Here is a 22,440-nt window from a genome sequence, read left to right on the forward strand (position 1 = left end):
CGTTGTGGCGGAGCATCCTTTCCCCGGTGAAGCAAAGGAGTTCACATGGCCAATCGAATCAATGCAGGGGATGCTGTCCTTCACGTCCTGGAGCAGTGGGGGGTGCCGCGCATCTATGGCCTGCCCGGCGGTTCCTTCGACTCTATGATGAACGCCATCCACAATGAGCGCGAGCGCATCGATTTCATCCAGGTTCGTCATGAGGAGGCCGGAGCCCTGGCAGCCGCCGGCGAGGCCAAGCTGACCGGCCGGATCGGTGTCTGCTTCGGATCGTCGGGTCCCGGTGCCGTCCACCTGCTCAACGGCCTCTACGATGCCCGCGAGGACGGCGTGCCGGTGCTGGCCCTGGTGGGTGAGGTGCCCCAGGCCTTTATGAACATGGACTTCTTCCAGGCCATGGACGAGGTGCCTATCTTTACCGATGTGGCCGTATTCGCCCGGGCCGCGACCAACGCCCAAGGTCTGCCGGCCCTGGTGGACGAGGCCATCCGCCGCGCCTATGCCAGCCATGGGGTCTCCGTGGTCATCATCCCCAAGGATCTGGCCTGGGCTGAGATCGACGACCGCCCGGTGGCATCTGCGCCTAACTTCCGCAAGCCGGAGCCGCTGAAGCCTGCGGCCGACCAGGTCAGCAAGGCGGTTGAGATCATTCAGTCCGCCAAGGCGCCGCTGCTCTACTTCGGCCAGGGCGCTGCCGGGGCCCGCGATGAACTGGTCGCCATGTCCGAGCGTTTCAAGATGCCCATGGTTTCCACATTCCCGGCCAAGGGGATCGTGGAGGACACCTATCCTGCCTACCTGCAGTCGGCCGGCCGTGTGGCCACCAAGACCGCCACGGAGGCCATCTACACCTCGGATCTGACGGTCTGGGTGGGTTCGGACAACCCCTTCGGGTCCATGTTCGTCACTCCCAACACCAAGGTCATCCAGATCGACCTGAACCCGGTCAAGCTGGGCAAGCGCTTCCAGGCCAACGTGGTTCTGGCCATCCAGGCCGACGCCCGCGAGGCCCTCAAGGCAATAACCGCCGCCGGCCAGGACCAGGAGGAGTCCGTCTTCTACCGGGCCTGCCTGCGCAGCAAGGAGAACTGGGACCAGTGGCTGGCCTCCTTCAACGAAGACACCCGCACGCCCTTGAGGCCCGAGCCCGTCTACCACATCATCGATCAGCAGCTTGAGGACAATGACATTGTCATCCCCGACGTGGGCAATGTGGACATCGACTTCCTGCGTCTGCTGCATCTGAAGCCCTCCAACCGCTGGACAGTCTCCGGCAAGCACGCCACCATGGGCTACGCCGTGCCGGCCGCCTTGGCCGCCAAGCTGGAGCATCCGGAATCGACCGTCTACTCCCTGAGCGGCGACGGCGGATTCGCCATGCTCGGCGAAGAGGTGCTGGCCCAGCTCAAGTACCATGCACCGGTCATCAACGTGGTCTTCTCCAATCAGTCCTTGGGCTACATCGAGGCCGAGCAGCGCGACGACAGCCATCAGCCCCTGAGCGGAGTGGACCTGCCCGACACCGATTGGGCCAAGGTCGGCGAGGGCATGGGCGCCCTGGGCTTCACCGTGCGCACGGTGGCCGATGCCCGTCATGCCTTCTCAGAGGCCCGCAAGGCCGACAGGTCCTCGGTCATTGACATCAAGCTGACAGGAGCCAGCCCTCTGGATACCCGCTATATGCGGTTCCCGGAGACCTGCTCGGATCCGGACCAGGTCGAGAAATTCGTCAAGACCTACGAGGCCGGCGACCTGCGCTCCCTGGCCTACTGGATGGGTCAGGAGGCTCGCAAGGGCTGAGACTGGTACCGCTTCTGCTGGGCGGGCACTCCTATAGTGGACGGTGTCCGCCCGGGGCTTCGGCCCGACATGGGTGCGGCGGACCTGTAGAAAGGACGGACTCATGGAAGATGGACCGGAAGAGATCGGCACGCCATATGCGCCCCAGGCCTTGGGAGCCTATAGTCAGGCTGTGAAGGCCGGGGGCTTTGTTTTTGTCTCCGGACAGTTGGGCATTGACCCGGAGACCGGCGAGCTGGTGGAGGGCACTGCGGCCGACCAGGCCACCCAGGCCCTGAAGAACGTCAAGAACATCCTGGATGCAGCCGGTAGCGGCATGGAAAAGGTGGTCAAGGCCACCATCCTTATGCGGCGGGTGGAGGATTTCACCCAGGTGGACCAGGCCTACTCCCAGGTTTTCATCGGTTCGGTGCGGCCGGCCCGCGTGGCTTTCGGCGGCGCGGACATCCCCAAGGGGGCCCTGGTCGAGATCGAGGTCGTGGCTCTGGCCTGAGACAGGCCGGATACTGGTCCCCGCCGTCGCTAGACTTGAGGGCATGAGTCCTGAAGCACTTGCCCGTATCATCTCTTCGACCGCCGTCCAGATGGCCCAGTCAGGCCGCCTGGGAAGTCTGGAGCCCGACATGGTTCCTGACGCCGACCATCTGGCGGTCATGCGCCCCAAGGACCGCTCCCACGGGGACTGGTCCACCAACATCGCCATGCAGCTGGCCAAGAAGGCTGGCATGAGGCCTGTCGAACTGGGGCAGGCCTTGGCTGAAGACCTGCGAGAGGCAGACGGGATCGCCCAGGTGGATGTGGCCGGGCCTGGCTTCATCAACATAACCTTGGATTCGGCCTCGGCGGCCGCTGTGGTCGATGCGGTCCTGGAGGCGGGATCCGCCTTCGGAAGCAACGATCACCTGAGCGGGCGCACGCTCAATCTGGAATTCGTCTCGGCCAACCCCACGGGTCCCATCCACATCGGCGGCACACGGTGGGCGGCTGTGGGCGATTCCATGGCCCGCGTCCTGGAGGCAAACGGTGCCAAGGTGGTCAGGGAATACTACTTCAACGATCACGGCACGCAGATCGACCGCTTCTCCCGATCGTTGGTGGCGGCGGCCCATGGCGAGCCCGTGCCCGCCGACGGCTACAAGGGCTCCTACATTGATGAGATTGCCTCCCGGGTGGTCAAGGAGGCTGCCGATGAAGGGCAGGACATCCTGGCCATGCCCAGGGTGCGCGACGAGGACGGCGCCGAGGGTGACAGTCCCCAGCGCGAGGCCTTCCGCACTCGGGCTGTGCCCATGATGTTCGCGGAGATCCAGCAGTCCATGCGTGACTTCCGGGTCAACTTCGATGTCTGGTTCCACGAGAATAGCCTATATGAGTCCGGCCAGGTGGACCGGGCCATTGACGAGCTGAGGGCCAAGGGCGACATCTTCGAGAAGGATGGGGCTACCTGGTTCCGCTCCACCACCTACGGCGACGACAAGGACCGGGTGATCATCAAGTCCGACGGCCACGCAGCCTATGTGGCCGCCGACATCGCCTACTACCTGAACAAGCGGCGCAGGCCCAATGATCCCTGCGACGAGGCCATCTACATGCTGGGTGCCGACCATCACGGCTACATCGGCCGGATGATGGCCATCTGCGCGGCCTTCGGGGACACTCCCGGAGTGAACATGCAGATTCTGATCGGCCAGATGGTCAACGTCATCAAGGACGGCCAGGCCGTACGCATGAGCAAGCGGGCAGGCAACGTGGTCACCATCGACGATCTGGTGGATGCCGTGGGCGTGGATGCCGCCCGGTATTCCCTGGCCCGCACCGACTACAACCAGAGTGTTGACATCGACCTGGACCTGCTGGCCTCGCATACCAACGACAACCCCGTCTACTACGTGCAGTACGCGCACGCCCGCTCCAAAAACGTGGATCGAAACGCAGCCCAGGCAGGCATCGACCGGTCCGGCGCCGATCTGTCCCTGTTGGACACTGCCGCCGACAACGAAGTTCTGGGCGTCCTGGCCCTCTATCCCAATGTGGTTCAGACTGCCGGCGATCAGAAGGCCCCCCACCGGGTGGCCCACTACCTGGAACAGCTGGCCGGGGTCTATCACCGCTGGTACAACCTGGAGCGCGTGGTGCCCATGGAGCCGACCGGCCGGACGGATCTGGACCAGGACGAGGACAGGAATCCACAGCCGGCTCGGGCGGCGGCGCGTCTGCGGCTCAATGACGCCGTGCAGCAGGTCATCGCCAACGGTCTGGAGCTGCTGGGCGTCCAGGCCCCGGACCGTATGTAAGCCTGAAGGTCGCCGGGAGGTCGTTGATGGAAACAGGGATGTGCGGGCTGGGGTCCGATGGGTTCTGGCCCGGGGCTATGCAGCGGGATCACCAGGGCATGATGATCATGCATGGATGCTCCATGGGGGATCTGGCCAAGCGTTATGGCACCCCTTTGTATCTGATGGACACCGCGATGATGGCGGAACGGGCCTCGGCCTTCCGTCAGGCGGCCCTGCAAGACCTGGGCGGTGCGACAACCAGGGTCAGCTACGCCGGTAAGGCCTTCCTCAGCAAGGAGACCGTGCAGATCATGCTGCGCCAGGGGCTGGATATCGACACCTGTTCCCTGGGCGAGATGCTGATTGCCCGGGCCGCCGGTGCCCCCGGCCGCCGTCTGGTCCTGCACGGCAACAACAAGTCCGACCAGGAGATCGAACTGGCTGTGAGGGAGGGCTACAGGGCCATCGTCATCGATGCGCCTGACGAGCCGGCCCGTATCGCCGCTGCTGCAAGGGCACAAGGGCGTCGTGCCAGGGTCATGCTCCGGGTGACCGTGGGCGTGCACGCCGGCGGCCACGAGTACATCTCCACGGCACATGAGGATCAGAAGTTCGGCATCCCCCTGCTGCCCCAGGGCACCGACGTGGGCCTGCTGGACCTTGGGCCTGAGCCTGGAACCTCAGAGCAGGCCGGGGCAGCGGCTTCGGCGGCCACAAAGGGTGACATCTCCTCGGCTTTTGGCGATTCCGTGGTCTCACCGTCCTCCTCGGCCCTTTATTCGGCTGCCAACGGGCCCGCTGAGCAGGCTGATCCCGCCCGGATCAAAGCCATGTCCGCTCTGGCCGACGGCCCGGCCATTGCCCTGCTCAAGGAGATTCGCTCTTACGAGAAGGAACTGGAACTGGTAGGCATCCATACCCATATCGGCTCCCAGATCCATGACCCTTCGGCCTTCATCGAGGCCGCCCGGCGCATGATGCTGCTGCGGCACACCTTCTGGGCCACCGACGGATACCTTATGCCCGAGGTGGATCTGGGTGGCGGCTTCTCTGTGCCCTACACCCCGGATGAGGATCGGATGGATCTGGACCGGACATTGACCAGCCTGGGGACTGACATGGTCGCCATCAACCGTCGCCTGGGCATGCCCATGCCGGTCATCGCCTTCGAGCCCGGCCGCTGGATTGTGGCCCCCTGTGGCATGAGCCTGTACCGGGTGGGCACCGTCAAGCCCGTCCCCCTGTCTGACGGAAGCGTGCGCACCTACGTTTCGGTTGACGGCGGCATGAGTGACAACATTCGTCCGGCTCTGTATGGGGCCGAGTACACTGCCGTCCTTGCCAACCGACATGGCAGCGTGGACCGGATTCAGGCCCGTGTGGTGGGCAAGCACTGTGAATCTGGGGATATCCTGGTGCAGGATGTGCCTCTGCCTGCGGACATCCGCCGGGGTGACCTGCTCCTTGTGCCGGTGACCGGTGCCTACGGGCGGACCATGGCCAGCAACTACAACCAGGCTCTGATCCCTCCTGTGGTGGGTCTGGACCAGTCCGGTGCCCATCTGATGCTGCGGCGGCAGACCATGGATGACCTGCTGGCCCTGGACCAGGGATGAGCCTCGCCCCCGGTGGAACCAGCCGCTCGGGTGAGTAGGGGTGTCGGATTGGCTTTCTAAGATGGAGCAACACCCGGTGACAGGCCCCGTTGGGGCGGATGGAGGACCATATGCCTGAACGCATGCAGCAGCAGGAGGCCGTCAGGCCCATCCGTGTAGCACTTCTGGGAGCCGGGACCGTGGGTTCCCAGACTGCCCGCCTCCTGGTGGAGCAGAGCCGGGATCTGGCCAGTCGAGTGGGCCGTCCCATGGAGCTGGTGGGCATCGCCGTCCTCCACCCTGACCAGGTCAAGGCTGATTGGATTGATTCCTCCCTGCTGACCACAGACTCAGACGGTCTGGTCACCCGGGCGGACATCGTCATCGAACTGATCGGCGGCATCGAGCCGGCCCGCACCCTGCTGCTCAAGGCCATCGAGTCCGGTGCCAGCGTGGTCACCGCCAACAAGGCCCTTCTGGCCCAGCATGGCCCTGAGCTCTACCGGGCCGCCGAAGAGCGTGGAGTCGACATCTACTTCGAGGCGGCCGTGGGCGGGGCCATCCCCATCGTGCGGCCCCTGCGAGAATCCCTGGTGGGCGACGGCATCACCAGCCTGGTGGGCATTGTCAACGGGACCACCAACTACATTCTGGATGAGATGACCACCAAGGGTCTTCAATTCGACCAGGCCCTGCGCGACGCCCAGGCCAAGGGCTTCGCTGAGGCGGATCCCACCGCCGATGTGGACGGGCTGGATGCAGCCGCCAAGGCCGCCATTATGGCCACACTGGCCTTCCACACCGATGTGCGTCTGGATGATGTCTCCGTGGAGGGCATCCGCGCCATCACCGCCGACGATATCGCGGCCGCACAGACCGAGCACCGGGTCATCAAGCTTCTGGCCGTTGCTGAACGTGGCGAGCAGGGCATCTCCGCCCGGGTCTACCCGGCGCTGATCCCCGACAGCCACCCCCTGGCCTCGGTCCATGGCAGCTTCAACGCGGTCTTCGTCACCGCCAAGGCCGCCGACGACCTCATGTTCTACGGTCGGGGTGCCGGCGGAGCGCCCACAGCGTCGGCCGTTGTGGGGGACGTAGTCACCGAGGCCCGCCACATCGTCCAGCATGGCATGGGTCCGGTGATTCCCATGTACGCCAACATTCCCATGGCTCCGCTGGATGCATCTCGGGCTGCCTTTGCCGTCCGTTTCCTGATTCACGACAAGCCTGGCGTGTTGGCGGCCATCGCCCAGGTCTTCTCCGAGGCGGGCATCTCCATCAACGGAGTCAACCAGGACATCAAGCCCACCCTGCATGACCCGGGCTACAGCGGTGAGATTCAGCAGCTGCGCGTGGTCACCCACCTGTGCGACGAGGTGACCCTGCGACAGGTAGTCAAGCGGATCTCCACCTTCGATTCGGTCACCGGGCAGGCCTCCATCCTGCGCGTATTCGATCGGCAGGCCCAATGATGACGGCTGCCACAGAGAGTCCGTCCACCGTGCGGGTGCGTGTGCCGGCCACCAGTGCCAACCTGGGTTCGGGGTTCGATGCGGTCGGCCTGGCACTGGACTACCACGACGAGATCGTCTTCACCCGTTCCGTGGACCCGGGCGACACCACCGCCTATGTGGTCATCAAGGGGGAGGGGGAGCGGACCCTGCCCCGAGACGAGACCCACTTGGTTGTCTCCGCCTTCCGACGTGCCTGCCAGGTCTTTGGTCTGCCAAAGTTCGGCTTCATCATGCGCGCCGTCAATCGTATTCCCCAGGCAAGGGGGTTGGGATCCAGCGCTGAGGCCATCGTGGCCGGGATTGCGGCGGCTGCGGCCTTCGCCCACGCCGGCCCTCTGCGCCGTGATGCCGTCTTCGCGCTGGCCGCCCAGATCGAGGGACATCCCGACAATGTGGCGCCTGCAGTCTACGGGGGACTGACCGTCTCCTATGATCTGGCCACTGGCGAAGGGGTGGGTTCCCTGCCCATAGCCGGGGGCGCACCCCTGGAGGGCGGTTACCATACCCTGCGCTACAAGGTGGATCCGGCCATCAAAGCCACAGTCTTCGTCCCTGGTGCTCATCTGTCCACACAGAAGGCCCGACAGGCCCTGCCCAACCGGGTGCCTTACGCGGATGCCGTTCATAACCTCTCGCGGGCTGCCCTGATTCCCGGCGCTCTGAACCCCGGCTCACTGGATGACCTGGGGACCGAGGCCGTCGGGCAGGCTGCCAGGGCCAACGCCCTGCTCTTCGTAGCCACCCAGGATCGGCTCCATCAGCCATACCGGGCCGGGCTCATGCCCTCATCGACCAAGCTCCTGCAGCTCCTGCGCCGTCAGGGTTACGCGGCGGCCGTCTCAGGGGCTGGACCGTGCATTATCGTCCTGCACTACGGGGATGCTGAAAATCAGCTGCGGACCCTTGCCAAGGACTATCTGGATTCCGGTCGCTGGCGGATTCTGCCCCTGGATGTGGACTGCCAGGGGGTTCAGGTGGAACGGGACCAGGAAGGCAATCGTGAACACTGAAGACAGGCATATCCCGCTCATCCTGGCCTCATCCTCCCCCTCCAGGCGTCGGCTTCTGGTCCAGGCAGGCATTGACCCCATCATTCGACCCTCAAAGGTGGATGAGCCAGCAGTCCTGGCTGAACAGGCCGGAAAATCAGGTCGTCACCTGGATGACCTGGATGCGTGCGAACGGGTCGGTGTCTTGGCTGAGGCCAAGGCCTCGGCTGTCCAAGCGACCATGGATGCCGTCAAGGATGCCGAAAGGCGCTCGCGGGGCGAACTGGTCACGTTCAGGCCTCTGAACCAGAGCGATTCCGGTGCATCCTCCCGGAATCCCATGAGCCAGGTCCTTGGGGCCTGGGGCGGGATGATCGATGCCGAGCGCGGACCCCTCCTGCTGGGATGTGATTCGCTATTCAGCATGGACGGGGTCGTCATGGGCAAGCCTCACAAGCCGGAGCGTGCTCTGGAGCGGCTTATGGCCATGCGTGGCCGAACCGGCACCCTGGTCACCGGCCACTGCCTGATCGATTTGGCCACCGGACATCGGGCCCGGGCGGTCAGCAGTGCTCAAGTGATCTTCGGAGACTACGACCGGGCCACCATGCAGGCCTATGTAGCCACCGGCGAACCCTTGGAGGTGGCCGGATCCTTCACCTTGGAGGGGTTGGGCAGCGCTTTCATTCAGGGCGTCGAAGGCGACCCCAGTGGGGTGATGGGATTGAGCATGCCCGCCCTGCGCGCCCTGGCCCAGGAGCTGGGTGTCTCCTGGTCTGACCTTTGGGCCGAACGGGTCATGCCCGAGCGTCAGCCGGCCGACGGATCGACGCATGGTCCTGAAGGACTGGCCGCCCCCGCGGAGAACGTCCATCAGCCTGGCGACGGATGGGTGGACTGCGCCTGCGGCAAGCGGCACTGGGGGCTCAATGGGGCTGCCGGTGTCTTGCTGGCCCGGCGTGATGTCCGCAGCGGCGCGCCGGTCAGTGTGCTTCTGCAGCATCGGGCACGTTGGAGCGCTGAGGGCGGCACCTGGGGTGTGCCGGGCGGTGCCATCTCCGACGGGGAGAACCCCCTGGAGGGCGGTCTGCGCGAGAGTTATGAGGAGGCCAACATCCGCCCGGAGGACATTCAGGTGGTGGGGTCCTACCTGGAGGACCATGGTCCCTGGGGTTACACGACCATCCTGGCCTTCGAGCGTCCCGGCCACCATGTCGACCCCCGCATGAATGACGACGAGAGCATTGCCCTGGAATGGGTGGACCTGGACAAGGTCTCGGGCCTACCTCTTCTCAAGGCTTTCGGACAGGACTGGCCGCACTTCCGGCAACGCTTGGAGACCCTGGCGGCCGAAGGCTGAGCGGGAAGCCTGTTCGGGCGTATCAGCTCAGCAGCAAGGCGACCAGGGCGATGATCACGGGCGAGCTGATCGTGCTCAGCAGGATGGCGTCCCTGGCGAAAGTGGTTCCCACCCCGTAGCGGGCTGCGTAGTTGTAGACGTTCTGGCCGGTGGGCAGGGCCGCCAGAACCACGCACCCGTACAGCTCCGCCCCGCTGAAGCCCATCATGAACCGGGCCAGCAGGTAGGCGATTATGGGCATGACCAGATTCTTCAGAATGACCGCGCAGAGGGTGGCCCGGCGGTCCGTCCCCCGGCCCATGGGCCGTGAACCCCGCAGGGACATGCCGAAGGCCATGAGGATCATGGGCACTGCCGACTGCCCGATCATGTCGATGGGCTTGTAGACGAAGTCGGGGATGACGAAATGGCCGGCATGGGCGCTGATGGCCGAGATCACTATGCCGCCCAGGGAGCCGATGAGGATGGGCTGCTTCAGAGGCTGTTTGAGGATGGTCTTGACTGAGAGCCTGCCGCTGGTGGTCGCGTCCAGAACGGTCAGCCCGATAGGGGTGAACAGGGCCTGTTGCATGACCAGGATGGGCGCCACCAATGTGGGATTGCCCAGAATATAGGTGGCGACAGGCAGCCCGATGTTGTTGGAGTTCAGATACAGGGCGTCAAGAGCGCCGATGGTGGCTTCGGCGGCCGGCAGGTGGAAGCTGGTTGCGTTAAGGGCCACGAAGAGCAGACCCACGGCCGCCGCCGACAGGAAGGCCACGATGATGCTGGGGTGGAAGATGACCGACAGCTTCTGCTTGGAGAGGATGGCGAACATCAGGCAGGGCGTTGATACAAAGAAAGAGTATTTGTTGAGCACCAGCTGGGCCGTGGGACCGCCTACGTGGAAGCGTGCGGCCACATAGCCCACGGCGATGACCACGCCGATGATGAAGAACCCTTCCATGGCACTGAGCAGTCCAGGCACTCCGGCATCCTCCTCGTCTCGCTTGGTGGACGGCGGCTTTCCAGGCGGAGTGCCACCGCTTCCGTCGTCCCCATTGTGCCACCCGGACCTCATGCTTGCGGCTATAGTTCCATCCGCGCTCCCTCGGCCCGCTAGCATGGCACTATGGCCAAGAACACACAGACGGATATTGATCTTCTCGCCGGCGTCCGGGGGGCTGAACCTGCCCAGGACCTGGCAAGGATACTGGAGGCCATGACCGCCCTGCCCTCGGTCAGCGGCCAGGAGGGCGCCCTGGCTGATGCCGTCCAGAGGGCCCTGTCCTCACGGGCCGACCTCTTGGTCCGACGGCTGGGCGACACGGTCGTGGCCTCCACCCGGCTGGGCCGTCCCCATCGCATCGTCCTTGCCGGGCATCTGGACACCGTGCCCGTGGATGGGAACATGCCTCCGCGCTGGCTGGAGCCCGGCGACCCGGACATTCGGGCCGACCTGTCCGCCGCCCACCCCGGATCCCGGGTGCTCTACGGCAGGGGCACCGCCGATATGAAGGCTTCGGATACCGTCTTTCTCCACCTGGCGCTCACCCTTCGGGAGCCGGTCTATGACCTGACCTTCGTCTTCTATGACCATGAGGAGGTCCAGGCCGATCTGAACGGGCTGGGTCGGGTGGTGGCTGCCCACCCTGACTGGGTTCAGGGGGATTTCGCCATCATCGGCGAGCCCACGGACTGCGCCATCGAAGCCGGTTGCAACGGAACCATGCGCTTTGACCTGATCACCCACGGCACGACTGCCCACTCTGCCCGGGCCTGGATGGGCAGCAACGCCATCCACGCTGCCGCGCCCATTCTGGACCGGCTGGAGCAGTACAGTCCGGCCACGGTGCGGGTGGATGGTCTGGACTACCGGGAGGGGCTCAACGCCACCATGATCGAGGGCGGCCTGGGCACTAACGTCATCCCCGACCGCTGCCGGGTGCATGTCAACTACCGGTTCGCCCCCGACAAGAGCCTGGCCCAGGCCAAGGAGCTCATGATGGGTCAGGGGACAGGTGCAGAGCTGGGCAATGGCGAGCATATGGCCCGTGGCGGGGTCTTCCAGGGATTCTCGGTGCGTATGTGCGACGAATCGCCCGCGGCCCGTCCGGGTCTGGATTCGCCTTGGGCCCGTTCGCTGGCGGATCTGGTCGCCCGGACCACGGGCCAGCAGCCTCGCGCCAAGCTTGGGTGGACCGATGTGGCGCGATTTTCAGCCCTTGGCCTACCGGCCGTCAACCTGGGCGCAGGGAACCCCCTGCTGGCCCACAAGGCCGACGAACAGGTGCCCCTGGATGACCTGGTCCGGCTGGAAGCAATACTGGTCGAGTGGCTCAATGGACCTGACGGCCGCTGATCTGTGCCATACTAGAGGACGGTGGTTCTGCCTGACCACTTGCAGCGTAGGCGTTGATCCCCCCGTATGGAGACCCAGTGATTCGTACGGGCGTCGGTGTCCGCCTGCGTCAGGAAGACTTTTTGCCAAGGCGTTTCGATCAGGCGCACGCAGGTGCGCGGCTGCAGTGAGAGTGCAGCGTGAGGACGGATCGGAACCGTGAGAGCGGCACGAGGCGGCGTGCCGCAAGGAGCATTGTGCCCGAAAAAACGAATAATGAGGATACCCAGGATAATAGGTCCGCCAGTGGGAATGGGCAGGAGCGGCAGGTCCAGGAGACCGCCGGTTCCGGTACCCGTCGCCGTGCTGGACGGCGTGTGGTCAGGGTGGCCGGCGCAGCTGGTGCCGACGTGCCCGTGAAAGTCGAGGCCGAGAAGCGCAAGACCTCCCGCAGGGCCAAGGAGGAGGACGATGAGTCCGAGCCCTCCTCCACCCGTCGCCGTCGCACCCGCAAGTCCAAGGAGGATCAGACGGCCGATCAGAGCGTGCAGGACCACTCCGGCCAGGATGCCCAAGATGATGGGAGCGAGTCCAAGCCAACCAGGACGACCACTCGTCGTCGCACCAGAACTGCCACCCGTCGACGCACCGAGGAGCATGCCCAGGAGGGCGAACCTGATCAAGACCGTCAGGAGCGTGCCCTTGAGGCTGTGGAGGCTCTGACCTCAGGCCGCAGCCAGAGGACCGGCCGGAAGGCCCAGGAGCAGGATGAGCGTCCACGCGCATCCCGTCCCCGTCCTATGACATCCCTGCTCTTCCAGGAGCCGGTCATACCCGCCTCCCGGCCTGAGCAGGATGAGCGCCAGGAACGGGATGATGAGGACGAGGAAGTCGAGCAATCGTCCAAGACCTCCCGTCGCGGCAGGTCCAGGAACGCTTCGGAGGTCGGCTCGCGCCGTTCCCGCAGGCTCAACGCCGAGGAGCGCAGGGCCGCCGACGAGGTGGAACGCATCGAGGAGGATCTGGATCACGAGGGTATCACTTTCGTGGTCGACGATGATCAGGAGCAGGACGAGGATCAGCAGGAATCCGGCACCCGCACCCGTCGCCGTCGCCGTGCCAAGAGCGATGATGAGGACACTGAGAAGACCGTTTCCACTCGTCGTCGCCGTCGCGGGCACGAGCAGGAGAAAGACAAGGATGACGAGGACGATGTCCCGCTGACCCGTCGTCGTCGCCGTCGCAGGGGCTCCAAGTCCGCTGAGGGCGAGCCAGAGGAGTCCAGCACCCGCCGTTCACGCAAGCAGCAGTATATTGACGAGATCACCGACGTGGAGGGCTCCACCCGCCTGGAGGCCAAGAAGCAGCGCCGACGGGACAACCGCCGCGAGCGCTCCCGCCAGTCCCAGCTGGTCGAGCAGGACTTCCTTGCCCGCCGCGAAAACGTCAACCGTCTGATGGTGGTGCGCGAAAAGGAGCACCACACCCAGATCTCGGTCATCGAGGACGACATCCTGGTCGAGCACTACGTCTCCGACATCCAGGAGGTCTCCACTGTCGGCAACATCTACCTGGGCCGGGTCCAGAACGTCCTTCCCAGCATGGAGGCCGCATTCGTGGACATAGGCCAGGCCCGCAACGGTGTGCTCTACGCCGGCGAGGTCAACTGGGACTCCACCCGTCTGGAGGGCCAGCCACGCCGGATCGAACTGGCCTTCAAATCCGGCGATCCCGTGCTGGTCCAGGTCACCAAGGATCCCATCGGCCACAAGGGCGCCCGCCTGACCTCGCAGGTCACGCTGGCCGGCCGTTTCCTGGTCCTGGTCCCCTCGGGCGGCATGACCGGCGTCAGCCGCAAGCTGCCCGACCGCGAGCGTTCCCGCCTCAAGAGCATCGTCTCCAGGGTGGCTCCCAAGGACATGGGGGTCATCATCCGCACCGCGGCCGAGGGGGCCAGCGAAGAGGCCCTGACCAAGGACCTGGAGAACCTGCAGCGTCAGTGGAGCAAGATCGAGGACAAGCGCAAGGAGTTCCTGCACGGCAAGCGTCCCAAGCTTCTGCAGGGCGAGCCGGACGTGGCCATCCGCGTGGTCCGCGACATCTTCAATGACGACTTCGCCAAGCTGGTGGTCCAGGGCGAGGGGGTCTACGAGAGGGTCCGCAACTACCTGGAGACCATGGCCCCCGACCTGGAGGAGAAGCTTGAGCATTGGGATCCGGCCGAGCACCAGGGCAAGGACGTCTTCGACCGTTGGAGCATCGACAGCCAGCTGCGCAAGGGCATGGAGCGTCAGGTCTACCTGCCATCCGGCGGCTCCCTGGTCATCGACCGCACCGAGGCCATGACCACCATCGATGTGAACACGGGCCGCTTCATAGGCAAGGGCAAGTCCCTGGAGGAGACGGTGACCCGTTGCAACCTGGAGGCCTCCGAGGAGATCGCCCGGCAGTTGCGTCTGCGCGACATCGGCGGCATGATCATGATCGACTATGTGGATATGGTCATGCCGGCCAACCGCGACCTGGTCCTGCGCCGTCTGGTGGAGTGCCTGGCCCGGGACCGCACCAAGCATCAGGTGGCCGAGGTCACCTCCCTGGGTCTGGTCCAGATGACCCGCAAGCGGGTGGGCCAGGGGCTGGTCGAGGCCTTCTCCGAGGAGTGCCCCACCTGCCATGGCCGAGGCTTCATCCTCCACGACAAGCCGACCATCTCCGCCTCCTATGCCGACCCCTATGCGGTCAAGGGCGGCGACCCCTTCGTCAAGACCAACAAGCATGGTCATGGCTCCTCTGCCAAGGAGACCCTGTCCACCGGCTCGACGCCTGCAGTCAAGGCCAAGCTGGCCAGGATCGCTGCGGCGGCCCAGGCGGCATCGGATGAGGATGAAGCCCAGGCTGAGACGGCGGATGTCGCCAAGGAGTCATAAACTGAATTTCGTTTTGTCGGCGGGGCAGGCACATTTGACGACGCGGTGTGTTTGCTTCTATACTGGTTAGCTGGTGTCTGGACGGGTTCGTCAATTGCATGGCGAGACCCGGATGCCGGGCGCATACAGCTTTGGACAACAGGCAAGGTAGGGCTATGTACGCGATTGTGAAGGCCGGAGGCCATCAGGAGAAGGTCGAGGTCGGTGACCAGATCACGGTCAACCGTCTGGCTGCCAGGAAGGGCGAGTCGGTCGAGTTTCCGGTCGCGCTGGTCGTCGATGGATCCAAGGTGACCATGGCCGCCAAGGATCTGGCCAAGATCTCCGTCAAGGGCGAGGTCGTGGACGACGAGGCCAAGGGCCCCAAGATCAACATCCAGAAGTTCAAGAACAAGACCGGCGTGGCGCGCCGCAAGGGCCACCGCCAGAAGCAGACCGTGGTCAGGATCACGGCCATCGCCTGAGGGCCTAGGTCGAGGTAGGAAAGGAACCAGACATGGCACATAAGAAGGGCGCGTCCAGCTCACGCAACGGGCGCGATTCGAATGCACAGTACCTGGGCGTCAAGAAGTTCGGCGGCGAGGCTGTAGTGGCCGGCAACATCATCGTTCGCCAGCGTGGCACCAAGTTCCATCCCGGCCAGAACGTCGGCCTGGGCAAGGACCACACCCTCTTTGCCCTGACGGACGGAACAGTTCGGTTCGCCAACCGGCGTGACCGCAAGGTCGTTGACGTGCTTACAGCCTGATTGCCCTTTATCGGCATCGGCCAAAGGCCATCCCTGTTCATGGGGTGGCCTTTTTCGATATGTATGGAGATGCCGGGCGTTCAGCTCTCAGGGGCCGGATGTCAGGCCGGATTGAGTACCATGGGCCCCTATGAGCGCATTTGTGGATCAGGTCACCGTCCATGTCAAGGGTGGCGACGGCGGCAATGGGGCTTCCTCCATCCGCCGCGAGAAGTACAAGCCCCTGGCCGGGCCCGATGGGGGCGATGGTGGCCAGGGCGGTTCGGTCATTCTTCAGGCCGATGCCAACGCCACCAGCCTGCTGGACTACCGCTTCCTGCCACACCGCCAGGCCGAATCAGGCACTATGGGTCTGGGCGGCGACAAGGATGGCAGCCGTGGCCGGGATCTGATCTTGCCGGTGCCTGTGGGCACTGTGGTCTTTACCGCCAAGGGGGGTCAAGGCGAGCGCAAACAGCCGGGCGAGCGTCTGGCCGACCTGGCTCATGTGGGGGACCGGTTCGTGGCGGCCCAGGGAGGCGTGGGCGGCCTGGGCAACCGCTCCCTGGCCACCAAGGCCAGGCGGGCTCCCGGCTTCGCACTGCTGGGGGACCCCGGGCAGGAGCGCGACCTGGTACTGGAGCTCAAATCCATCGCCGACGTGGCCCTGGTGGGTTTTCCCAGCTCTGGCAAGTCCAGCCTGGTGGCGGCCATGAGCGCGGCCCGGCCCAAGATCGCCGACTATCCATTTACCACCCTGGTGCCCAACCTGGGCGTGGTCCAGGCAGGGGAGAGCCGCTTCACCATGGCCGACGTGCCAGGGCTGATTCCGGGGGCCTCCCAGGGCAAGGGCCTGGGGCTGGAGTTCCTGAGACACATCGAGCGCACTGAGATCATCGCCCATGTCATCGACTGCGCAACCTTGGAGCCAGATCGTGACCCCATGAGCGACTATCAAGCCCTGGAAGAGGAGCTTTCCCGCTATGCCGACCGCCTGGAGCTTCCGCTGGGGGTCATCCCTATGGCCGAGCGGCCCAGGGTGATCATCCTCAACAAGGCTGACCTGCCGGAGGCTCGCGAGCTGGCTGAATTCGTCAGGCCCGACTTTGAGGCTCTGGGCCTCAAGGTCTTTGTGGTCTCCACAGCCTCGCATCAGGGACTCAAGGAGCTGGGCTATTACCTTGCCGGTCTGGTGGACCGCCTGCGCAGGCAGCTGCATGAGCAGCAGGAGGCCAGCCAAGAGGAGCGCGTGGTCATCCGCCCCCTGGAGCGGCGGCGCAGAAATGGGGACCAGTCCGCCGACTTCACTCTTGAGCGGCATCAGACCCGTTCCGGACAGACTTGGTTCAGGGTCTGCGGAGCCAAGCCCGAGCGCTGGGTGCGTCAGACCAACTTTGACAACGAGGAGGCCGTGGGCTATCTGGCCGACTGCCTGGCCAGGATGGGTGTGGAGGATGCCCTGCGCAAGGCCGGAGCCAGGCCAGGTGACGAGGTCCGCATCGGTCCTGGCGACGATGCGGTGGCCTTCGACTGGGATCCGAGCGTGGCGGCCGGTGCCGAAATGCTGGACGGCACCCCCCAGGTGGCCCGGGGCCGTGACCTGCGTCTGGAGGAGAGCCAGGGGCTCAACCGCCGCCGCACCAACAGCGAACGCCGCCGCCGGTACCATCAGATGATGGACGCCCGGCAGGCGGTGCGTCAGGTCATGGAGCAGGAGCGGCGCCAGGGGCACTGGGCCGACCCCTCCGTGGATGACGATCCCCACGACAGGCAGGGCCTGCTGGGGCGCGGGGATACGGATCCGGCCAGTTCGGAGGAGGCTGGGCAATGACCGGTCGGGAGGAATCCGACGAGGCTGAGGTTCGCTCCCGGGTGGCCCAGGCCCGCACCATGGTGGTCAAGGTGGGCACCAGTTCTTTGACTGATTCCCATGGGCGCCTGGACCAGGATCGCCTTCGCTCGCTGGTGGGTGCCCTGGCCTCGGCGGCTGTGGATGGCGCCCGTCTGGTACTGGTCACCTCCGGGGCCATAGCTGCCGGCTTCGGCACACTGGGTTTTGACCAACGTCCTGATGACGTGGCCACCCAGCAGGCAACGGCCTCAGTGGGCCAGGGTCTGCTCATGGCCCAGTACGAGGCTGCCTTCGCCCGCTATGCTTTGCGTGTTGGCCAGATCCTGATCACCGCCCGTGACACCACCCATGCCGTCCAGTACCGCAACGCCCGGCGCACCCTCTGCCGTCTGTTGGATCTGGGGGTCATCCCCATCGTCAATGAGAACGATGCCCTGGCCAGCAACGAGATCCGCTTCGGCGACAACGACCACCTTTCGGCACTGATCGCCAACATCGTCAGCGCCGATGCCCTGGTCCTGCTGACTGACGTGGATGCCCTCTACACTGAGCCCCCGTCCCGCCCAGGGGCGCGCAGGATCGGCTTTGTGCCCGATGTGGCGGCCATCATGGACCAGGTGGATGCCCAAGGGTCCGTCTCCGGGCTGGGAACCGGGGGCATGGCCACCAAGCTGGAGGCGGCGCGGATTGCTGCGGCCTCCGGCATGCCCGTGGTCCTGACCCGTGCCGATCTCGCCGGCCCTGCCCTGGCCGGCGACCATGTGGGCACCCTCTTCGCCCCCATCCATCCACGAGGCTCCTCGCACCGGCTCTGGATCAAGTTCGCCTCCCGTCCCCGGGGCGGCTATCTGGTGGATCAGGGGGCTGTCAAGGCTTTGCGCGGCGGTCGTGCCAGCCTGCTGGCAGCTGGTGCCAAATCGGTCCAGGGTGAGTTCTCGGCCGGGGATCCGGTCTGGATTCACGATGAGTCTGGCCACCAGGTGGCCAAGGGCCTGTCCGGCTATGACTCCGAGGAGGCCCAGGACATGCTGGGCCTGAACACCAAGGAACTCCGCCGCCGACTGGGTGCCCACTATGCCCACCCGCTGGTGCATCGGGACTCTCTGGTCCTGGTCTGAACACAGCCCTGGGGGTGCTGGGCGGTAGCATGGCCACATGACTATGGCGCAATGGCAGACCCTGAGCAGACGCATAGATGCGGTGGCCCCCAGTGCCACTCTGGCCGTGGATTCAAAAGCCAAGGCCATGAAGGCCCAGGGCATGAATGTGATCAGCTTCGGTGCCGGCGAACCCAACTTTCCCACGCCTGACCACATCGTGCAGGTGGCTGCCCGCGCCTGCCTGGATCCGCGTAACCACCGCTATACGCCCACAGCGGGCCTGCCCCAACTGAAGCAGGCCATCGCCGACAAGACCCTGCGCGACTCGGGTTACCAGATTGACCCGGATCAGATTGTGGTCACCAACGGCGGCAAGCAGGCCGTCTATGAGACCTTCCAGATCCTCTTGAACCCCGGTGATGAGGTCATCATTCCCGCACCCTACTGGACCAGCTATCCCCAGATGGTTCTGCTGGCTGGCGGTCGGCCGGTTCCGGTGCTCAGCGGAGCCGACCAGGGCTATATCCCCAGCCTGGAGCAGCTGGAGGCGGCCCGGACCGAGCGCACCCGTGCCATCATCCTCAATCTGCCTGCCAATCCGACCGGGGCAATCTGGGATGCCGACCTGGTGGCTGCCGTGGACCGTTGGGCCATGGAGCACCAAATCTGGGTGATCAGTGACGAAATCTATGAGCACCTGACCTACCAGGGGGCGCGCACGCCCTATCCAGGCGCTCTGGTGCCCCAGGTACGCGATCAGCTGATTGTGGTCAATGGTGTGGCCAAGACCTATGCCATGACCGGCTGGCGGGTGGGCTGGCTGATTGCCCCCGTGCCGGTGGCCAAGGCGGCCGCCAAGCTTCAGGGGCATATGACCTCCAACGTGGCCAATGTCTCCCAGCAGGCGGCCTTGGCTGCCTTGACCGGCGGTCTGAAAGATGTGGAGGCCATGCGGTCGGCTTTCGCCCTGCGTCGGCGGGCCATTGTGGATGCCTTGAATGCCATGGATGGGGTGAGCTGCCCTGAACCCCTGGGTGCCTTCTATGCCTTTGCCGACGTGACCGGCCTGCTGAATCGGCCAGTGGGTCCGCAAGGCACAGTCTGCGCTACCTCGAGTGAGCTGGCCGAGGTCATCCTGGAACAGATCCAGGTGGCGGCCGTGCCAGGCGAGGCCTTCGGCGCGCCCGGCTGCCTGCGTTTTTCCTACGCGCTGGCTGACGACGACCTGGCCGAGGGCATGCGGCGCCTTGGGGGCTGGGTCAGCGCCTGATCCTGCTCCTGAGCGAAATGCTGTCAGGGCAACACGGTTGGACGCAATCCACCCTTTAGGCTAGACTTGCGATTTGGCGGTTTTTCCTCCCTGCCGAGTAGGCTGGTAGGAAGTTCCGATAGGGAAGTGGCGCAATTGGTAGCGCAACGGTCTCCAAAACCGTAGGTTGTGGGTTCGAGTCCCGCCTTCCCTGCCAAGGCTTGCAGCAGATGATGCAGAACAAACGAAGGACGGATGACCATGGCACAGAAGGATGGGGCTGAGGAAGCCAGGCCGAACTTCTTCATGCGTATCGGGCTCTTCATCAAGCAGGTCATCGACGAGATTCGCAAGGTCGTGACCCCCACAGGCAAGGAGCTGGTGGGCTGGTCCGTGGCCGTCTTCATCTTTGTGCTGCTGCTGATGGTCTTCGTGACCGTGATGGACTTCGGGCTGGGTAAACTGGCCTTCCTGATATTTGGCTGAGCCGTGACAAGGTAGAAGGTGGAGTGATCCATGAGTGATGATCTGACCAGAGAGGGACTGGACCCCGATCAGGCCGCTGAGTCGGTCCCGTCGGCGTCCGAGGATGTCCCCACCCAGGAGGATGCCCAGGTCCAGGATCAGCAGCTCGGAACCTCTTCGGAGCAGGCCGAGCAGGACAGCACACCCGCCGAATCCGCCCAGGCCAAGAGCGCCCAGGTCGATTCTTCCGATTCCGAAGGCTCCTCTGACGATGACCAGGCTGATCAGGACGATCCCGGTCAGCGTGCCGTGGACGAGTTCTCCAAGAAGCTGCGCACCCTTGAGGGCAAGTGGTACGTTCTGCACACCTACTCCGGCTACGAGAAGCGCGTCAAGGCCAACGTGGAGTCCCGCGTGGCCTCCTTCGGCTTGGAGGACAAGGTCTTCCAGGTGGAGATTCCCATGGAGGAGGTCGAGAAGCACACCGACAAGGGTAAGAAGGTCGTCACCCGTGTGCGTGTGCCTGGTTATGTGCTGATTCGCATGTGGCCCGATGAGAATGCCCGCCGCATCATCCGCGACACCGAAGGCGTCACCGGGTTTGTCGGCCCCAGCAAGGAGCCGGCTCCGCTGACCCGCAAGGAGGTCGTTCAGATGATGGCCCCCATGATCGCCTCCGAGGCCCTGAAGGCCGCTGGGGACAAGCCCGAGGCCGCCAAGAAGCGCACGGTGGAGGTCTCCTACGCCGTCGGCGATCAGGTCACCGTTACCGAAGGACCTTTCGCCACCATGGCCGCCGTGGTTTCCGACGTGGAGCCCACCACGCAGAAGCTGACCGTTCTGGTCTCCATCTTCGGCAGGGACACTCCTGTGGAGCTGGGCTTCGACCAGGTCGAAAAGATCGCCTGAGCGCCGTCGGCCGGTCCCTGGTCGATGCGATAATCGTCAAGCTTGTGCTCCCCTGTGGAGCGCATTTGGAAAGAACAGGTTGCGGGAGGGGACCTATGGTCTCCGACATCACCGCTTCGTAGAAAGAAGAACCAGCATATGGCTGCAAAGAAGAAAGTCACCGCGCTGATCAAGGTGCAGATAGAGGCCGGCAAGGCCAATCCTGCGCCCCCGCTGGGCCCTGCACTGGGTTCCCACGGCGTGAACATCATGGACTTCTGCAAGCAGTACAACGATGCCACCAAGGACAAGATGGGCCAGGTCATCCCCTGCATCATCACCGTCTACGAGGATCGTTCCTTCACTTTCATCACCAAGACTCCGCCGGCAGCCGACCTGCTGCGCAAGGCGGCCGGTGTCTCCAAGGGTGCCGGCAACCCGCTGACCACCAAGGTGGGATCCGTCACCAAGGCCCAGGTCCGCGAGATTGCCCAGACCAAGATGGAGGATCTGTCGGCCCGTGACGTCGAGGCCGGGATGAAGATCATCGAAGGCACCGCCCGTTCCATGGGCATCACCGTCACCGACTGACATTTTCGTTGTGAGCGGTAGGGCATACGCTTGCCCGCACCGCGACTGCTGATAGGAGAAGCAGATGACCAAGCGTTCCAAGAAGTACCGCGAGGCGGCCGAGAAGGTCGATCGCACCAACCTGTACACCCCCGAGGAGGGCATCGCCCTGCTCAAGAGCATGCCCAAGCGCGGGTTTGACGAGACCGTTGAGGCCGTCTACCGCCTGAACGTGGATCCCCGCAAGGCCGACCAGCTGGTCCGCGGCACCGTCAGCCTGCCCAACGGCACCGGCAAGACCGTGCGCGTCCTGGTCTTCGCTCGCGGTCCCCAGGCGACTGCAGCCGCCGAGGCCGGAGCCGACGAGGTGGGCGATGACGAGCTGGTGACCAAGGTTGCCGGCGGCTACCTGGACTTCGACGCCGTGGTGGCCACCCCCGACATGATGGGCAAGGTCGGCCGTCTGGGCCGCGTGCTGGGTCCCCGTGGCCTCATGCCCAACCCCAAGACCGGCACCGTGACCATGGATGTGGCCAAGGCGGTCACCGAAATCAAGGCTGGACGTATCGAGTTCCGTGTGGACAAGAACGGCAACCTGAGCTTCCCCGTGGGCAAGGTCTCCTTCGAGCAGCAGGCTCTGGAGGAGAACTTCCACGCGGTCGACGAGGAGATCAAGCGTCTGAAGCCGGCCACGGTCAAGGGTCGCTACATCACCAAGGCCACCGTCACCACCACCATGGGTCCGGGCGTCCCCCTGGACATCGCGGTGCTCTGAGCCGGTTCGGCTGTATACTTCCAGGGCGGGAGA

General features: G+C 64.7%; 19 protein-coding genes and 1 tRNA gene. 19 read left to right on the plus strand and 1 reads right to left on the minus strand.

Translation table 11 applies throughout. From position 1 onward, the window contains the following. Window positions 1–45 precede the first annotated feature (45 nt). The 7 genes from spxB (at window position 46) to H3T88_RS00995 (ending at window position 9,534) form a co-directional block, all read left to right on the plus strand. Window positions 46–1,800 (plus strand): pyruvate oxidase, encoded by a 1,755-nt coding sequence (gene spxB / locus H3T88_RS00965; protein ID WP_198203240.1) that lies wholly within the window; start codon window positions 46–48, stop codon window positions 1,798–1,800. 103 nt (window positions 1,801–1,903) lie between these two features. Continuing rightward, a complete protein-coding gene (locus tag H3T88_RS00970; protein ID WP_198203241.1) occupies window positions 1,904–2,293 on the plus strand; it encodes a Rid family detoxifying hydrolase in 390 nt (129 codons plus the stop codon). A gap of 43 nt (window positions 2,294–2,336) precedes the next feature. Then, window positions 2,337–4,094, plus strand: a complete 1,758-nt coding sequence (argS, locus tag H3T88_RS00975; RefSeq protein WP_015022466.1) for an arginine--tRNA ligase — start codon at window positions 2,337–2,339, stop codon at window positions 4,092–4,094. Between the two features lie 26 nt (window positions 4,095–4,120). Next, window positions 4,121–5,692 (plus strand): diaminopimelate decarboxylase family protein, encoded by a 1,572-nt coding sequence (locus H3T88_RS00980; RefSeq protein ID WP_198203242.1) that lies wholly within the window; start codon window positions 4,121–4,123, stop codon window positions 5,690–5,692. A 110-nt stretch (window positions 5,693–5,802) separates the two neighbouring features. Beyond that, on the plus strand, window positions 5,803–7,143 hold the full coding sequence (locus tag H3T88_RS00985; RefSeq protein ID WP_198203243.1) for a homoserine dehydrogenase: 1,341 nt from the start codon (window positions 5,803–5,805) through the stop codon (window positions 7,141–7,143). Then, entirely contained in the window at window positions 7,143–8,195 is a 1,053-nt protein-coding gene (gene thrB, locus H3T88_RS00990; RefSeq protein ID WP_198203244.1) for a homoserine kinase, read from the plus strand. The genes H3T88_RS00985 and thrB overlap by 1 nt, the downstream gene beginning before the upstream one ends. After that, window positions 8,185–9,534, plus strand: a complete 1,350-nt coding sequence (locus tag H3T88_RS00995; protein WP_198203245.1) for a Maf family nucleotide pyrophosphatase — start codon at window positions 8,185–8,187, stop codon at window positions 9,532–9,534. The genes thrB and H3T88_RS00995 overlap by 11 nt, the downstream gene beginning before the upstream one ends. Before the next feature lie 22 nt (window positions 9,535–9,556). Here the strand turns inward: H3T88_RS00995 and H3T88_RS01000 are convergent, their stop codons facing one another. Then, window positions 9,557–10,501: an AEC family transporter gene (locus tag H3T88_RS01000; protein ID WP_198203520.1), complete on the minus strand. Its 945-nt coding sequence runs from the start codon at window positions 10,499–10,501 to the stop codon at window positions 9,557–9,559. A gap of 144 nt (window positions 10,502–10,645) precedes the next feature. Between H3T88_RS01000 and dapE the strand changes: the two genes are divergently transcribed. The 12 genes from dapE to rplA all read left to right on the plus strand — a co-directional run bounded on the left by dapE (window position 10,646) and on the right by rplA (window position 22,407). Continuing rightward, window positions 10,646–11,875: a succinyl-diaminopimelate desuccinylase gene (gene dapE / locus H3T88_RS01005; protein ID WP_110417672.1), complete on the plus strand. Its 1,230-nt coding sequence runs from the start codon at window positions 10,646–10,648 to the stop codon at window positions 11,873–11,875. 179 nt (window positions 11,876–12,054) lie between these two features. Then, window positions 12,055–14,781 (plus strand): Rne/Rng family ribonuclease, encoded by a 2,727-nt coding sequence (locus H3T88_RS01010; protein WP_415873717.1) that lies wholly within the window; start codon window positions 12,055–12,057, stop codon window positions 14,779–14,781. Window positions 14,782–14,936: 155 nt separating this feature from the next. After that, window positions 14,937–15,245 (plus strand): 50S ribosomal protein L21, encoded by a 309-nt coding sequence (gene rplU, locus H3T88_RS01015; protein WP_015022458.1) that lies wholly within the window; start codon window positions 14,937–14,939, stop codon window positions 15,243–15,245. Between the two features lie 32 nt (window positions 15,246–15,277). Beyond that, window positions 15,278–15,529, plus strand: coding sequence for a 50S ribosomal protein L27 (rpmA, locus tag H3T88_RS01020; RefSeq protein WP_015022457.1), 252 nt, complete (start codon window positions 15,278–15,280; stop codon window positions 15,527–15,529). A 130-nt stretch (window positions 15,530–15,659) separates the two neighbouring features. Continuing rightward, a complete protein-coding gene (gene obgE, locus H3T88_RS01025) occupies window positions 15,660–17,339 on the plus strand; it encodes a GTPase ObgE (protein WP_198203247.1) in 1,680 nt (559 codons plus the stop codon). After that, entirely contained in the window at window positions 17,336–18,478 is a 1,143-nt protein-coding gene (gene proB, locus H3T88_RS01030; protein WP_198203248.1) for a glutamate 5-kinase, read from the plus strand. The genes obgE and proB overlap by 4 nt, the downstream gene beginning before the upstream one ends. 43 nt (window positions 18,479–18,521) lie before the next feature. After that, complete coding sequence (locus H3T88_RS01035) at window positions 18,522–19,730, plus strand: pyridoxal phosphate-dependent aminotransferase (protein ID WP_198203521.1); 1,209 nt, start codon at window positions 18,522–18,524, stop codon at window positions 19,728–19,730. A gap of 120 nt (window positions 19,731–19,850) precedes the next feature. After that, window positions 19,851–19,926 (plus strand) — tRNA-Trp (locus H3T88_RS01040). Between the two features lie 44 nt (window positions 19,927–19,970). Beyond that, window positions 19,971–20,195 (plus strand): preprotein translocase subunit SecE, encoded by a 225-nt coding sequence (secE, locus tag H3T88_RS01045; RefSeq protein ID WP_015022453.1) that lies wholly within the window; start codon window positions 19,971–19,973, stop codon window positions 20,193–20,195. Between the two features lie 30 nt (window positions 20,196–20,225). Beyond that, the gene (gene nusG, locus H3T88_RS01050) at window positions 20,226–21,083 is read left to right on the plus strand and encodes a transcription termination/antitermination protein NusG (protein WP_198203249.1); all 858 of its coding nucleotides are present in this window, start codon (window positions 20,226–20,228) and stop codon (window positions 21,081–21,083) included. Window positions 21,084–21,221: 138 nt separating this feature from the next. Continuing rightward, window positions 21,222–21,653 (plus strand): 50S ribosomal protein L11, encoded by a 432-nt coding sequence (rplK, locus tag H3T88_RS01055; RefSeq protein WP_015022451.1) that lies wholly within the window; start codon window positions 21,222–21,224, stop codon window positions 21,651–21,653. A 64-nt stretch (window positions 21,654–21,717) separates the two neighbouring features. Then, on the plus strand, window positions 21,718–22,407 hold the full coding sequence (gene rplA, locus H3T88_RS01060) for a 50S ribosomal protein L1 (RefSeq protein ID WP_015022450.1): 690 nt from the start codon (window positions 21,718–21,720) through the stop codon (window positions 22,405–22,407). The last annotated feature ends 33 nt before the right edge of the window (window positions 22,408–22,440 follow it).

Source organism: Bifidobacterium sp. W8110, assembly GCF_016101375.1.
GTDB lineage: Bacteria > Actinomycetota > Actinomycetes > Actinomycetales > Bifidobacteriaceae > Bombiscardovia > Bombiscardovia asteroides.

Bases quoted from the DNA above. Each gene is read 5' to 3' on its own strand.
- H3T88_RS00985 (WP_198203243.1), top strand. From the start codon at position 5,803: ATGCCTGAACGCATGCAGCAGCAGGAGGCCGTCAGGCCCATCCGTGTA.
- thrB (WP_198203244.1), top strand. From the start codon at position 7,143: ATGACGGCTGCCACAGAGAGTCCGTCCACCGTGCGGGTGCGTGTGCCG.
- argS (WP_015022466.1), top strand. From the start codon at position 2,337: ATGAGTCCTGAAGCACTTGCCCGTATCATCTCTTCGACCGCCGTCCAG.
- dapE (WP_110417672.1), top strand. From the start codon at position 10,646: ATGGCCAAGAACACACAGACGGATATTGATCTTCTCGCCGGCGTCCGG.
- rplK (WP_015022451.1), top strand. From the start codon at position 21,222: ATGGCTGCAAAGAAGAAAGTCACCGCGCTGATCAAGGTGCAGATAGAG.
- H3T88_RS00980 (WP_198203242.1), top strand. From the start codon at position 4,121: ATGGAAACAGGGATGTGCGGGCTGGGGTCCGATGGGTTCTGGCCCGGG.
- obgE (WP_198203247.1), top strand. From the start codon at position 15,660: ATGAGCGCATTTGTGGATCAGGTCACCGTCCATGTCAAGGGTGGCGAC.
- spxB (WP_198203240.1), top strand. From the start codon at position 46: ATGGCCAATCGAATCAATGCAGGGGATGCTGTCCTTCACGTCCTGGAG.
- nusG (WP_198203249.1), top strand. From the start codon at position 20,226: ATGAGTGATGATCTGACCAGAGAGGGACTGGACCCCGATCAGGCCGCT.
- secE (WP_015022453.1), top strand. From the start codon at position 19,971: ATGGCACAGAAGGATGGGGCTGAGGAAGCCAGGCCGAACTTCTTCATG.
- rplU (WP_015022458.1), top strand. From the start codon at position 14,937: ATGTACGCGATTGTGAAGGCCGGAGGCCATCAGGAGAAGGTCGAGGTC.
- rpmA (WP_015022457.1), top strand. From the start codon at position 15,278: ATGGCACATAAGAAGGGCGCGTCCAGCTCACGCAACGGGCGCGATTCG.
- H3T88_RS01035 (WP_198203521.1), top strand. From the start codon at position 18,522: ATGGCGCAATGGCAGACCCTGAGCAGACGCATAGATGCGGTGGCCCCC.
- H3T88_RS00970 (WP_198203241.1), top strand. From the start codon at position 1,904: ATGGAAGATGGACCGGAAGAGATCGGCACGCCATATGCGCCCCAGGCC.
- proB (WP_198203248.1), top strand. From the start codon at position 17,336: ATGACCGGTCGGGAGGAATCCGACGAGGCTGAGGTTCGCTCCCGGGTG.
- rplA (WP_015022450.1), top strand. From the start codon at position 21,718: ATGACCAAGCGTTCCAAGAAGTACCGCGAGGCGGCCGAGAAGGTCGAT.